Below are 12,905 nucleotides of genomic sequence, written 5' to 3' on the forward strand. Positions count from 1 at the left end.
GGCTTTCGAGTCAATCGTCGAGGATCGTTTCAGCGGCGAACCGTTCCGCCGCTGCGATGTCCACCTCGATTACCCATAGATCCGGGTCGCTTGCACGCCTGCGCTGCCAATAGCCGTCAAGGTCTTCGGCCGGAGTCGAGTCGATCAATGCCGTCCGTCCATCGGGTCCGATTCCGCGTTCGAGCAGCCGGGCAGGAGCGCTCTTGTCGAGCGCGATGACCAGGATCGCGCCGCCCTGCGCATCGCCTTTCGCCATCACTGCGCCAAAGCCGCCAGCATCGTTGACGCGGCGCAGGAGCGCGCTGACGAGTACGCCGCTGGGCAGCCGACCGCTCATGCCGGCGCGCGATATCCGGGCAGGCCGGCGAGCGCGATCCGCGAGCGCATGAACGTGCCGGTGCCGCGCGCCGCTTCCTCGCCATCGGCATCGATCAGTCGCGCATCCGCGACGAACACGCGCCGCTTGCCGCTGATCCAGCGTCCCTCGGCGATCACCGGGCCGACCTTCAATGGCCGCGTGAGCAACAGGTTGAACGCGGTGGTCAGCAGGAAACGATCGGTGACGAGGCTGTTCGACGCATAGAACGCCGCATCGTCGAGCATCTTGAAATAGCTCGTGCCATGCGCCGCGCCGCCCGCATGATAATGCCGTTCGTCGATCGTGAAATGGATCCGCGCAACGCCGGCTTCGGGGATTTCGAGCGAGGATTCGAAGAACCGGTTGATCGGCGCCTGGGCGTATAGCGATTCCAGCGCACGAAAATGCGCCACGGCGCCCGCGGTTTCGGGCTCAGGCTGCATCGCGCACCTCGTCGGCGGTGAACAGCGCGTAGAGCGCGTCCGGCGAGCCGGCGCCGCGCAGCTTCTCGAGGAACGCCTTGTCGCGCAATCGCCGCGAGACGCGGGCGAGTGCCTTCAGATGGACGGCGCCGGCATCGGTGGGGGACAGCAGCATGAAGACCAGATCGACCGGCAGATCGTCGACCGCTTGGAAATCGACCGCCTGTGCCAACCGCACGAACACGCCGGTGACCTGGGTCAGACCGTCGAGCTTGGCGTGCGGGATAGCCACGCCGCCGCCGAACCCGGTCGAGCCGAGCTTTTCCCGCGCGCCCAATCGTTCTGCGATCAGCTTGGCATCCGCGTCGACGATGTCGGCCGCGATTGTCGCGATATGGTGGAACACCGCCTTCTTGTTGGTGGCGATCACGCCGGTCTGCACTGCGTCAGGACGCAGCATATCGCTGAAGTCGGTCATGCTGTTCATTGTCTCGAGGCGCCCCCGCGCGCGACCGCCTTAGCGGCTTGCACGGAGGCGTAAAGGCGCTGCCGAGAGACGAACGCCGTTATGAACCCTTCTTACTGCGAAGGGGAGGCGGGGGCAGCCGCGCGCTGCGGCTCGACCCAACCGATCGTGCCGTCGCCCCGCTTGTAGACCATGTTGTGCGCGCCGGTACCCGCATTCTTGAACAGCAGCGCGGCGGTGTTGCGCAGATCGAGCATCATCACCGCGTCGGACACGCTGGCCTCGGGGATGTCGACGCGCGTCTCGGCGATGATCAGCGGTGCGTCGGCGACGTCCTCCTCCCCGACGCTCTCCTGAAACAGCGTGTAGCCGGCATTTGTCGCCGAGCTATCATAGCCGTTGCTCTCGGCCATCGCGACCGCTTCGCCCGCGTGGCGATCCTTCAGGCGGCGCATGTAGCGGCGGAGCTGGGTTTCGATCTTCGCGGCTGCGCCATCGAAGGCGGCGCGTGCGTCATAGGCGTCCGAATGGCCCTTGAGCACAAGGCCCTTCATCACGTGCGCGACGATATCGCATTTGAAGCCGGCATCGTGCGGCCCCTTGCCGAACGTGACCTCGGCCGAGATGGCGCGCGAGAAATACTTGTCGGCGATACCCTGGAGTCGGTCTTCCACGTGGCTGTTGAGAGCTTCGCCAGTGTCAACCTGATGACCAGAAATCCGGATATCCATTATCGTCTCCTTGTCGGCGTTACGTAGTTCGGGCGGTCCTGTTGGCTCCACCCTGCCAGCGTCATCCGGACGCCACGGCCCCCCAAATCGGATCCTTGATCCCCTTCATAAACGCCGCATGCGCCGCAAGGTCTCCCTCGCTCACCACGAAAACACGGGGGGGGCGAACGACCCGAGGCGCCGGTGCGACGATCGGAGTCGCGACAGTGCCGCCGGTATCGCCGAGCAGGCCGAGGCCGATCTGGCGACCACCCATCAGCTCGACATACACCTGCGCCAACAGCTGCGCATCGAGTAGCGCGCCGTGCAGGACGCGGTGGCTGCGATCGATTCCGAACCGCGAGCACAGCGCATCGAGCGAATGCTTGGCGCCGGGATGGCGGCTGCGCGCGATCTGCAGCGTGTCGATCATCCGGTTCATGTGGATGATCTGGCGGCCGCACTTGGTCAGCTCGCCGTTGAGGAACGAGAAATCGAAGCCGGCATTATGCGCGATCATCGGCGCATCGCCGACGAATTCCAGCAGGTCGTCGACCGCGTGGGCGAACTTCGGCTTATCGGACAGGAACTGCGCGCTCAGCCCGTGGACGTTGAACGCCTCGACCGGCATGTCGCGTTCGGGATGATAATAGGCGTGGAAGGTGCGGCCGGTCTCGACCCGGTTGACCATCTCGACGCAACCGATTTCGACCATGCGGTCCCCGCCCGAAAAACTGAGGCCGGTGGTTTCGGTGTCGAAGACGATCTCGCGCATGACTATGGTATCGGCTCAGTTTTGGTATCGCGCAAGCACCGCCCGGACTTGCGCGCGGGTTTGCTCGAAGCTCGTGTCGGTGAGGATCACATGATCAGCGCGCGCGCGCTTTTCGGCGTCGGGGGTCTGGCGCGCGAGGATCGTCGCGAACCTGTCGGCGGTCATGCCGGAGCGGGCGAGCACGCGGGCGCACTGCACGTCGGGGGCGGCGGAGACGACGACGATCACGTCGACGTTGCGGTCGCCGCCGGTCTCGAACAGCAGCGGCACATCGAACACCACGAGCTTGCCGGCATGCTCGGCGAGGAAGGCGGCGCGCTCTTCGCCAACGGCGGGGTGGACGATCGCCTCGAGTCGCTTGATCGCCGCATCGTCGCCGAATATCGCCGCGCCCAACTTCGCACGATCGACCACGCCGTCTGCGGTCGTTTCCGGAAACGCCGCTTCGATCGCGGCAACGAGTCGACCGCCGACGCCCTGCAACCGGTGGACGGTCGCGTCGGCGTCGAACACAGGGACGCCTTCGTCGGCGAACATCGCGGCGACGGCGGATTTGCCCATGCCGATCGAGCCGGTCAGCCCGATGATCATTTGATCAGCAATGTCCGGAGATCCTCGTCGCGATCGCGCGGTGGTTCCACGTGGAACAATATCTCGAACGCGACCGCCGCCTGGCCGATCAACATCTCGAGCCCATCGACCGTCTCCAAGTCACGCGCACGCGCCGCCTTGAGCAAACCCGTCTCGAGCGGCGCATAGACGATGTCGTACACCAGCGAGTCGGCCTCGAGCGCACCGAGGTCGATGTCGAGCGGCGGCTGACCCGCCATCCCGAGCACGCTGGCGTTGACGAGCAGCCGCGAGGGCGGGGCGGCGGGACCGATCGGCAGCGCCTGACCCTTCAGGCCGAACGTCGAGAGCAACGCCGCACCCTTCAGCGGATTGCGATTGAGGATCGTCACCGGACCGACGTCCATCCGCGACAGTGCGAACAGGATCGCGCGCGCAGCACCGCCGGCGCCGATCACCGTGACGGGCTGGGCGGCAATGTCGAAGTCGTCGATCGGCGCCCAGAATCCCGCGGCATCGGTGTTGGTCCCGATGCAATCGCCTGCCTGGTTGCGGAACACGGTGTTGATCGCCCCGATCGTCCCGCGGACGTTGCCAGGGTCGGAAACATGATCGAGCGCGGCGAGCTTGTGCGGCATCGTGATGTTGCACCCGCGCCAGGCGGGGTCGGCCTTGCGCTCGGCGAAATAGCCGGGGAGCGCGTCGGCGGTGACATGCTTGTGGCGATACTCGGCATCGATCCCGAGCGCGTCGAGCCAGAAGCCATGGATCAACGGCGATTTCGACTGCGCGATCGGGTCGCCGATCACTTCTGCGTAAGGACGGGTCATGAAAGGCTCCGGTGAACTCGGTTTGGTCGTTGCATTCGCATAAATAGGCACACCACGCGCTCCCCGTCATCCCAACAGAAGCTGGGATCTGCCCGTTTGGAGGATGTCACCTGCCTCGTGAGATACCCCAGCTTTCGCTGGGGTGACGGACGGGGGAGGGTGCAGAGCAGAGAGGTGTTTCTAAGCAGGCAGTTCGCCGCGCACGCGGAGGAAATCGAGGACGTTGAGCAGTGGCATGCCGAGCACCGTGAACTGGCTCCCCTCGATCTTGGCGAACAGCTGCGCGCCGGGGCCCTCGATGCGATAACACCCGACACAGCCCGCAATCGCCGGCCATTCCGCATCGAGATACGTCTCGATAAAGCCCTCCGACAACGGCCGCACATGCATCTTCGCGCGCTCGACATGGCGCCAGATCGCGTGGCCATTCTCGGCGATCACCGCCGCGCTCCACAGGTCGTGCCGCTTGCCCGACATCAGCCGCAGATGCGCCGCCGCGTCCGCCCGGTCGATAGGCTTGTCGAGAATGGTGCCGTCCTCCAGTGCGACCAGCGAGTCGCTGCCGAGCACCAGATACCCCGGCATTCGCGCCGACACCTTCAACGCCTTCAGCTCAGCCAGCGCGTCGGCAAGATCCCGCGGCGACAGGTCGCGCAACGCCGCCTTCGCCGCATCCTCGTCGACGCCGGCAAAGGTCGCCTCGAACGGCACGCCCGCGGCGGTCAGCATCGCGCGGCGCGACGCACTTTGCGAGGCGAGGATCAGGCTCATGAATCCTCTTCCGCCGGGCGCTGGTTGCACAAAGCGATGATCGCCGCCGCCGTCTCCTCGATCGACCGCCGCGTGACGTCGATCACCGGCCAGCCATTGTCCGCGAACATCCGCCGCGCAAACGCCAGTTCCTTCATCACCGCCTCCTCCTCGACATAGGAGGTATCCGGCTGCTGGTTGAGCGACAGCAACCGGTTGCGCCGTACCTGGATCAGCCGGTCCGCGCTGGTGGTCAAACCGACGATCAACGGGTTCTTGAGCTTGTAGAGGATCGGCGGCGGCGGGCTCTCGACGACGATCGGGATGTTGGCCGTCTTGTAGCCACGGTTGGCGAGGTAGATCGAGGTCGGCGTCTTCGACGAGCGCGACACCCCCGCGAGCAGGATATCGGCCTCCTCCCACTCCTCCCACGCGATCCCGTCGTCATGCGCGATCGTCCACTGGATCGCATCGACGCGCGCGAAATAGGCGGCATCCAACACATGCTGGCGCCCCGGCCGGGCCTTCGCCTGCTGCCCCAGCAACCCCGACAGCGCATCGTTGACCGGATCGAGCGGCGCCACCGCCGGCAGTCCGAGCGCAAGGCATCGTTGCTCGAGAATCCGCCGCGTCGCCGGGTTCACCAGCGTGAAGATCACGAGTCCGGGGTTCTGCGCGATCTCCTGGAGGATGCGCTCGAGATGCGCCTCGGTCCGCACCATCGGCCAGAAATGCCGGACCGTTTCGACGTCGTCATATTGCGCCAATGCCGCCTTCGCGATGTTCTCCAGCGTCTCGCCGGTCGAGTCCGACAGGAGGTGAAGGTGGAGCCGCATCATCGCCGGTTTATCCCCAAGGCGAGGGCGCGTCGGTGTGGATCTGTGGATAACATGGGGAGAACGGCTAGCGTAACTCGTCCCCTCCGCCAAGCGACGCTCGCCCGGTGGATAACGACGATTTTATCCACAACCCCGCGCACAGGGAGCGATTTTATCCACAGGCTGTGGATACCTGGGAGCCTTGAATCGAATCAGCGCGTTTGTGGGCGTGCCGAGGGGTCAAGCTGTTGGCATTTCCGGGATCACCGCATAAGTCCCGGGTTCAACCGCCCAACCACTGCAACAACCTATTTCTAGAATCTTCTTATAGTAGAAGAAGGGTGCTCCGCTGACCGATCCGACCTCCAAGAAATTGCCCTCTAAGTCGCTACTGGCGACGCTGCGTGGCGAACGTCAGGCCGTGCCACCCTTGTGGCTCATGCGGCAGGCTGGCCGGTACCTTCCCGAGTACCGCGAACTGCGTGCCGAGAAGGGCGGCTTCCTCGCGCTCGCGACCGATCCCGACGCGGCAGCTGAGGTGACGCTCCAGCCGATCCGGCGGTTCGGATTCGACGGTTCGATCCTGTTCTCGGACATTCTGATGATCCCGTGGGCGCTCGGACAGGATCTGAGCTTCGGGGTCGGCGAGGGGCCTCGGCTCGAACCCGCGCTGGTCGATCATGCACTCGATCGGTTGCAGGCCGTCCCTGAGCGGCTGGAGCCGGTCTACGGCACCGTCGCGAAGGTCGCCGCGGCATTGCCACCCGAGACGACGTTCCTGGGCTTTGCGGGCTCTCCCTGGACGGTCGCGACCTATATGGTGGCGGGGAAGGGGAGCAAGGATCAGTCCGAGACGCGGCGCTTCGCCTATGGCGATCCGGCGGCGTTCGGCGCGATCATCGATGCGATCGGGGATCATACGGTCGAGTATCTCGCGCGGCAGATCGAGGCTGGCGTCGATGCGGTGCAGCTGTTCGACAGCTGGTCGGGCACGCTGTCACCGGCGCAGTTCGAGCGCTGGGTGATCGCGCCGACCGTATCGATCGTCGAGCGGTTGCACGCGCGCTGCCCCGGCGTGCCGATCATCGGTTTCCCCAAGGGGGCGGGGGGCAAGCTGCCCGCCTATGCGCGCGAGACCGGCGTCGACGCGATCGGGCTGGACGAGACGGTCGATCCGGTGTGGGCGCATGCGTCGTTGCCGGCGGACATGCCGGTGCAGGGCAATCTCGATCCGCTCGCGTTGATCGCGGGCGGGGCGGATCTCGACGCGGCGATCGATCGGATCCTTGCGGCGTTCGTCGATCGCCCTCACATCTTCAACCTGGGTCACGGCATCCTGCCCGACACGCCCATCGCGCATGTCGAGCAGCTGATCGCCCGCGTTAGGAGCACGACATGAGCGGTTTTCTCGGCGCAGCCTATGACTGGGTGAAGGCCGCGCATCTGATCTTCGTGATCTTCTGGATGGCGGGGCTGTTTATGCTCCCGCGCTATCTGGTGTATCACCAGGAGGCACTGGCCGCCGGCAATGCGGGCGAAGCGGCGAACTGGGTGGAGCGCGAGGGCAAGATCCGCTCGATCATCCTGACGCCGGCGATGATCGTCGTCTGGGTGCTGGGGATCGCGCTGGCGCTGAACCTGGGGCTGGCCGACGGCGCGCCCGGGCTCGGGTGGCTGCACCTGAAGCTGCTGCTGGTGTTCCTGCTGACGGGCTATCACGGCTGGATGGTCGGCTATGCGAAGAAGCTCGCCGCGGGGAAGCCGACGTTGACCGGCAAGCAGTTGCGGATGCTCAACGAGGTGCCCGCGCTGGCGGTGACGCTGATCGTCGTGCTCGCGATCGTGAAGCCGTTCTGACCGCGTGTTCTCCTGCGAACGCAGGAGCCCAGGGTTACTGGCGATCGCGTTCGTGATCCTGGGCCCCTGCGTTCGCAGGGGAACGGCGAGAGCGTGGCTTTCGTCCCCGCTTGACTAACCCGCCCCTCAATTCTAACCCCTTCTCCCAACACGGCCTCCTGGCGTCCTGCCCGGTCGTGGGTTCCTGCCAGACTCGTCTCGCCCAGTTCCGCTTTCCAAGCGCACCGCCGACCGAGCGTTCTCCCGTTGATTGCTATCCGGAAATCCCCATGCATCTCAAAGACCTGAAAAAGAAGAAACCCGCCGAGCTGGTCCAGCTGGCCGAGGAACTGGGGGTCGAGAGCGCCTCGACGTTGCGCAAGCAGGACCTGCTGTTCGCGATCCTGAAGGTCCAGGCGGACAATGGCGACCAGATCATGGGGCTCGGCACGATCGAAGTGCTGCCGGACGGCTTCGGCTTCCTGCGCTCGCCGGAGTCGAATTATCTGGCCGGTCCCGACGACATCTACATCTCGCCGAACCAGGTCCGGAAGTTCGGCCTGCGCACCGGCGACACGGTCGAGGGCGAGATTCGCGGGCCGAAGGACGGCGAACGCTATTTCTCGCTGGTGAAGCTGACCGCGGTCAATTTCGACGATCCCGACGTCGTCCGCCACCGCGTCAATTTCGACAACCTCACGCCGCTTTACCCCGAGAGCAAGCTGACGCTCGATCCCGCCGACCCGACCGTCAAGGACAAGTCGGCGCGCGTGATCGACATCGTCAGCCCACAGGGCAAGGGCCAGCGCACGCTGATCGTCGCGCCGCCACGTGTTGGTAAAACCGTTATGTTGCAGAACATGGCCAAGGCGATCACCGACAACCACCCCGAGGTGTTCCTGATCGTCCTGCTGATCGACGAGCGCCCCGAGGAAGTCACCGACATGCAGCGCAGCGTGAAAGGCGAGGTGGTCAGCTCGACGTTCGACGAACCCGCGCAGCGCCATGTGCAAGTCGCTGAAATGGTGATCGAAAAGGCCAAGCGCCTGGTCGAGCACAAGAAGGACGTGGTGATCCTGCTCGACTCGATCACGCGTCTGGGTCGTGCCTATAACACCGTCGTGCCGTCGTCGGGCAAGGTCCTGACCGGTGGTGTCGACGCGAACGCGCTGCAGCGTCCGAAGCGCTTCTTCGGTGCCGCGCGCAACATCGAGGAGGGCGGTTCGCTCTCGATCATCGCCACCGCGCTGATCGATACGGGCAGCCGCATGGACGAGGTGATCTTCGAGGAGTTCAAGGGCACCGGCAACTCGGAAATCGTGCTCGATCGCAAGGTTGCGGACAAGCGCATCTTCCCGGCGCTCGACGTCGGCAAGTCGGGTACCCGCAAGGAAGAGCTGCTGGTCGACAAGGCGAAGCTATCCAAGATGTGGGTCCTGCGCCGCATCCTGATGCAGATGGGCACGATCGATGCGATGGAGTTCCTGCTCGACAAGATGAAGGATTCGAAGACCAACGAGAATTTCTTCGATTCCATGAATCAGTGATCGAATGCGGCCCGCTGCACGCTGCAGCGGGACTCGCATCGATCCGGCCGGCGGGGCAAAGCTCCCGACCGACGACATGGGCTTTGCCCATGTCCGCCAAGCAAAAGCGGCACGCGAGAGCATGGCTTTCGCGTGCCGTTTCGCTATTAAACCCACTGAAATTCGTCACCGGGAGCTGACATCTTGAGTATCATCGCCATGCTGGCCGCCGCCGCATCGAGTGTCGCCGGACCCGGCTCACCGCTCGAAATCTGGCATCACGTCGTCGCCGACTTCTCCAACCTCGGCGATCCCAAGGCGCTGGCCGCGTTCGGATCGGTCCTGATGATCGACCTCGTCCTTGCCGGCGACAATGCGATCGTCGTCGGGGCCCTCGCTGCGGGCCTTCCCGCCGACCAGCGCAAGAAGGTCATCCTGATCGGCATCGGCGCCGCGCTCGTGCTGCGCATTTTCTTCGCGCTGATCGTGACATGGCTGATGGGTATCGTCGGACTGATCTTCGCGGGCGGCCTGTTGCTACTGTGGGTCTGCTGGAAATTCTGGCGCGAAATTCGCGAGGGTGCGCAGAACGCGGGGTCCGAGGAAATCGAGGGCGACGAGCGCTCGGGGCTCCGGTCGTCGAAGGGTTTCGCGAGCGCAGCCTGGGCGGTTGCCGTCGCCGACGTGTCGATGAGCCTCGACAACGTCCTGGCGGTTGCCGGCGCTGCGCGCGAGCATCCCGGCATCCTCGTCATCGGCCTGCTGCTGTCGGTCGCGATGATGGGCCTCGCCGCGAACTACATCGCGCGCGTCATCAACAAGTATCGCTGGATCGCGTATATCGGCCTTGCGGTCATCCTCATCGTCGCGGTGAAGATGATCTACGAAGGCTGGGTCGGCACGGGCGAAACGCTCGGGATCATCTCGCTGCTGCGCTGATCGCGGTGCGGTTGGGATAAGGAAAAGGCCTCGCCGGGATCGTCCGGCGAGGCCTTTTTCATGTCTGTCGTCGGCATCCCTGTCACCCCGGAGCAGGGGTGACAGGCAGGGAGTAGTTAGCCCAGATTATCTGCAAAGAACTTGGCCGTCCGCTCGTCCGCCAACTTCGCCGAAGCGTCCGACCGCCGCTCGCCGAACTCGGTCGCGAAGCCGTGGTCTTCGCCCGCGTAGTCGTAGATCGTCACCTTGGGGTGATCGTCGAGCCCGGCGTGCATCGCCGCCTGCGCATCCTTGTCGACGAAGTGATCCTCCTCCGGCACATGCAACAGCACGGGGTGCGCGATGGCATGCTTCTCGCCGAGCAGACCGTCGATCCCGACGCCGTAATAGCCGACGCTCGCATCGACGTCGGTCCGCGCCGCAGTCATGAACGCGAGCCGCCCGCCGAGGCAATAGCCGACCACGCCGACCTTGCTGCCATCACCCAGTTCCGCACGCACCGCCCGGATGCTCGCCTCGATATCGGCGATACCCTTGTCCTGGTCGAACTGGCCCATCAGGTCGAGCGCGCGGTCGAACTCGGGCTTGATGTCCGGATCGAGTTCGATCCCGCGCTCGAGCCGCCAAAACAGGTCGGGTGCGATCGCCAGATACCCGGCTTCGGCGAGCGTATCGCACTTGCGGCGGATCCCGGCATTCACGCCGAAGATCTCCTGGATCACGATGATCGCGGCTTTCGGCGTCCCAGCAGGCGCGGCGCGATACGCGTGGAAATCGGCGTCGCCGTCGAGCGTCGTGATGGTGGTGGTGTTCGTCATAACAATCCTCCTTGCGGCCGCTCGAGATCGAGCAGCCTGGATTTGGTGATGGGGCCGTGGCCCGCGGAATACGCACCAAGCGCCCCGCCGGCTCCAAGGATCCGGTGGCAGGGCACGACGATCGGAAAGGGATTGCGCGCGCACGCCTGGCCGATCGCGCGCGGGCTCGACGCGATCGCCTTGGCAAGCTCGCCGTAACTGGCCGTCGTGCCGTACGCTACGCCGACGATCCCTTGGCGGAGGATGCGACCGCGTTCGGTAGGGGCGGGGGCAAGCGGCAGATCGAAGACCGTCAGCCGCCTCGCGAAATAGGCTTCGAGTTGCCGAAGCGCTTCCAGGACTGCCGGCGCATCGCTCGACGTCGCGTCACCCGGCGCCAGAATCTCGATCGCGTCGATCCGGTCCGCGGTACCGGTCACGCGGACCAGTCCGATTGGCGTTGCGATCGTGGCTGCATCGCGCGCATACATCGCCACGCTATGCAGCGCGCCATCAGGCGGCTCAAGCGCCATCTGGGGGCCTGTACATGAAGATGAACATCGAGATCGAATGCACCCCGGAGGAGGCGCGTCGCGCGGTCGGCCTGCCCGATCTGACGCCGATTCACGACCGCTACATCGCGATGATGATGGAGGCCATCCCGGACGGCCAGATGAAGCCCGAGATGCTCGAATCGATGATGCGCGGCTGGCAGCCGATGGGCGAGGCGGGGATGGCGATCTGGAAACGCCTGTTCGAGACCGCGATCAAGAGCGGCTGAGAGTTCCACGTGAAAACGATCTTCGCGGTATCGAGCGGGCGCCCGCCCGCGGCGATCGCCGTCGTCCGGATCAGCGGACCACACGCGTTTGCCGCGGCCGAAGCGATCGCGGGACGGCTGCCCGATCCCCGTCATGCGAGCCTGCGCGGACTGCGTGATGCGGACGGCGCGTTGCTCGACCGTGCGCTGGTCATCGTCTTTCCCGGACCGACGACGGCGACCGGCGAGGACCTCGTCGAGCTTCACTGTCACGGTGGACGCGCGGTGATCGCCGCCGTCGAGCGCGCATTGTCGACGCTGCCGGGGCTGCGTCCTGCCGAACCCGGCGAGTTCACCCGTCGCGCGCTGACCAACGGCCGCATCGACCTGACCGAGGCGGAGGGCCTTGCCGACTTGCTGGCGGCCGAGACCGAAGGACAGCGCGTCGCCGCGATGACCGCAGCCGAGGGCCGCGTGAGTCAGGCGGTTCGCGGCTGGATGGATTCCGTCGCGATGCTGTCCGCGCGGATCGAGGCGATGCTCGACTTCGCGGACGAGGACGACGTGGCGAGCGATACCGCAGCGTTCGACGCGATCGTTGCGGACATTGCCACGCTGGCGGCCGAGATCCAGGCGGTGGTTGACGCCCCGCCGGTCGAGCGCCTGAAGGATGGGCTTCGCGTCGTCATCGGTGGTCCGCCCAACAGCGGCAAGTCGACGCTGCTCAACCTGCTCGGCGAGCGGGATGCGGCGATCGTGTCGCCGATCTCGGGCACCACGCGCGACCGGATCGAGGTGCCGGTGATCCGTAACGGCGTCGCCTATGTGCTGACCGACACGGCCGGCCTGATCGATACGCTGGACCCGATCGAGGCGATCGGCGTGACGCGGGCCGAGGATGCGCTGGCGGCGGCGGACATCGTCCTCTGGCTCGCCGACGCGCCGCCAGCACGCACTGACGCGCTATGGATCCATGCGCGCGCAGACCTGCCGGGGCGGGGGGATATCCCCGCAGGACGCGCGCTCGCCATCGCGCAGACTGACCGCAGCGCGATCGATCGACTTTGGACTGCGGTGCACCTGCGGGCGATGGCCCTGCTGCCGCGCAGCGATGGCCTCGCGCTCAAACAGCATCAGCGGCGCCAATGCGGATTGGCCGCCGACGCACTGCGTTACCGGAGTGCCGACGCGCTTATCGTCGCGGAACACCTTCGACAAGCGCGCGCGATTTTGGCCGGCATCCTCGGCCTCGACGCGACCGGTGAAATGCTCGATGCTCTGTTCGGTCGTTTCTGTATCGGCAAGTGATGTTCCACGTGGAACATCTTTGACGCACTCGCTGGGCCGC

Annotated in this window: 17 protein-coding genes; 6 read left to right on the forward strand and 11 right to left on the reverse strand. The window is 65.4% G+C overall.

The window, feature by feature from the left end; all coding sequences use genetic code 11:
* Positions 1 to 10: 10 nt before the first annotated feature.
* The 9 genes from ACLBWL_RS01215 to ACLBWL_RS01255 all read right to left on the reverse strand — a co-directional run bounded on the left by ACLBWL_RS01215 (position 11) and on the right by ACLBWL_RS01255 (position 5,720).
* The gene (locus ACLBWL_RS01215; protein WP_447789504.1) at positions 11 to 337 is read right to left on the reverse strand and encodes a DUF1491 family protein; all 327 of its coding nucleotides are present in this window, start codon (positions 335 to 337) and stop codon (positions 11 to 13) included.
* Positions 334 to 801 (reverse strand): PaaI family thioesterase, encoded by a 468-nt coding sequence (locus ACLBWL_RS01220; RefSeq protein ID WP_447789506.1) that lies wholly within the window; start codon positions 799 to 801, stop codon positions 334 to 336. The genes ACLBWL_RS01215 and ACLBWL_RS01220 overlap by 4 nt, the downstream gene beginning before the upstream one ends.
* The gene (locus ACLBWL_RS01225; protein WP_447789508.1) at positions 791 to 1,258 is read right to left on the reverse strand and encodes a PTS sugar transporter subunit IIA; all 468 of its coding nucleotides are present in this window, start codon (positions 1,256 to 1,258) and stop codon (positions 791 to 793) included. The genes ACLBWL_RS01220 and ACLBWL_RS01225 overlap by 11 nt, the downstream gene beginning before the upstream one ends.
* A 101-nt stretch (positions 1,259 to 1,359) precedes the next feature.
* A complete protein-coding gene (hpf, locus tag ACLBWL_RS01230; protein WP_447789510.1) occupies positions 1,360 to 1,977 on the reverse strand; it encodes a ribosome hibernation-promoting factor, HPF/YfiA family in 618 nt (205 codons plus the stop codon).
* A 61-nt stretch (positions 1,978 to 2,038) separates the two neighbouring features.
* On the reverse strand, positions 2,039 to 2,731 hold the full coding sequence (dnaQ, locus tag ACLBWL_RS01235; RefSeq protein WP_447789512.1) for a DNA polymerase III subunit epsilon: 693 nt from the start codon (positions 2,729 to 2,731) through the stop codon (positions 2,039 to 2,041).
* 15 nt (positions 2,732 to 2,746) lie between these two features.
* On the reverse strand, positions 2,747 to 3,322 hold the full coding sequence (gene coaE / locus ACLBWL_RS01240) for a dephospho-CoA kinase (protein WP_447789514.1): 576 nt from the start codon (positions 3,320 to 3,322) through the stop codon (positions 2,747 to 2,749).
* Positions 3,319 to 4,131 (reverse strand): shikimate dehydrogenase family protein, encoded by an 813-nt coding sequence (locus ACLBWL_RS01245; RefSeq protein WP_447789516.1) that lies wholly within the window; start codon positions 4,129 to 4,131, stop codon positions 3,319 to 3,321. Before ACLBWL_RS01245 ends, coaE begins: the two co-directional genes overlap by 4 nt.
* 180 nt (positions 4,132 to 4,311) lie before the next feature.
* Positions 4,312 to 4,902 carry a Maf family protein gene (locus ACLBWL_RS01250; protein ID WP_447789518.1) on the reverse strand — a complete coding sequence of 197 codons (591 nt, stop codon included), beginning with the start codon at positions 4,900 to 4,902 and terminating at the stop codon, positions 4,312 to 4,314.
* Positions 4,899 to 5,720: a pyruvate, water dikinase regulatory protein gene (locus ACLBWL_RS01255; RefSeq protein WP_447789520.1), complete on the reverse strand. Its 822-nt coding sequence runs from the start codon at positions 5,718 to 5,720 to the stop codon at positions 4,899 to 4,901. Before ACLBWL_RS01255 ends, ACLBWL_RS01250 begins: the two co-directional genes overlap by 4 nt.
* Positions 5,721 to 6,072: 352 nt before the next feature.
* On the opposite strand from ACLBWL_RS01255, the gene hemE reads away from it, so the two are divergent.
* The 4 genes from hemE (at position 6,073) to ACLBWL_RS01275 (ending at position 10,000) form a co-directional block, all read left to right on the forward strand.
* Positions 6,073 to 7,098, forward strand: coding sequence for a uroporphyrinogen decarboxylase (hemE, locus tag ACLBWL_RS01260; RefSeq protein WP_447789522.1), 1,026 nt, complete (start codon positions 6,073 to 6,075; stop codon positions 7,096 to 7,098).
* Entirely contained in the window at positions 7,095 to 7,556 is a 462-nt protein-coding gene (locus ACLBWL_RS01265; RefSeq protein ID WP_447789524.1) for a CopD family protein, read from the forward strand. Before hemE ends, ACLBWL_RS01265 begins: the two co-directional genes overlap by 4 nt.
* Positions 7,557 to 7,825: 269 nt before the next feature.
* The gene (gene rho / locus ACLBWL_RS01270) at positions 7,826 to 9,082 is read left to right on the forward strand and encodes a transcription termination factor Rho (protein WP_031395107.1); all 1,257 of its coding nucleotides are present in this window, start codon (positions 7,826 to 7,828) and stop codon (positions 9,080 to 9,082) included.
* Positions 9,083 to 9,280: 198 nt separating this feature from the next.
* Positions 9,281 to 10,000 (forward strand): TerC family protein, encoded by a 720-nt coding sequence (locus ACLBWL_RS01275; RefSeq protein ID WP_447791933.1) that lies wholly within the window; start codon positions 9,281 to 9,283, stop codon positions 9,998 to 10,000.
* Positions 10,001 to 10,116: 116 nt separating this feature from the next.
* Here the strand turns inward: ACLBWL_RS01275 and ACLBWL_RS01280 are convergent, their stop codons facing one another.
* Positions 10,117 to 10,818 carry a dienelactone hydrolase family protein gene (locus tag ACLBWL_RS01280; protein ID WP_447789527.1) on the reverse strand — a complete coding sequence of 234 codons (702 nt, stop codon included), beginning with the start codon at positions 10,816 to 10,818 and terminating at the stop codon, positions 10,117 to 10,119.
* Positions 10,815 to 11,330 carry a methylated-DNA--[protein]-cysteine S-methyltransferase gene (locus ACLBWL_RS01285; RefSeq protein ID WP_447789529.1) on the reverse strand — a complete coding sequence of 172 codons (516 nt, stop codon included), beginning with the start codon at positions 11,328 to 11,330 and terminating at the stop codon, positions 10,815 to 10,817. Before ACLBWL_RS01285 ends, ACLBWL_RS01280 begins: the two co-directional genes overlap by 4 nt.
* A 14-nt stretch (positions 11,331 to 11,344) precedes the next feature.
* Between ACLBWL_RS01285 and ACLBWL_RS01290 the strand changes: the two genes are divergently transcribed.
* The gene (locus ACLBWL_RS01290; RefSeq protein WP_447789531.1) at positions 11,345 to 11,578 is read left to right on the forward strand and encodes a DUF6489 family protein; all 234 of its coding nucleotides are present in this window, start codon (positions 11,345 to 11,347) and stop codon (positions 11,576 to 11,578) included.
* Between the two features lie 9 nt (positions 11,579 to 11,587).
* Positions 11,588 to 12,865 (forward strand): tRNA uridine-5-carboxymethylaminomethyl(34) synthesis GTPase MnmE, encoded by a 1,278-nt coding sequence (gene mnmE / locus ACLBWL_RS01295; RefSeq protein ID WP_447789533.1) that lies wholly within the window; start codon positions 11,588 to 11,590, stop codon positions 12,863 to 12,865.
* Positions 12,866 to 12,905 lie beyond the last annotated feature (40 nt).

The organism is Sphingomonas sp. M1A8_2b (assembly GCF_053345535.1).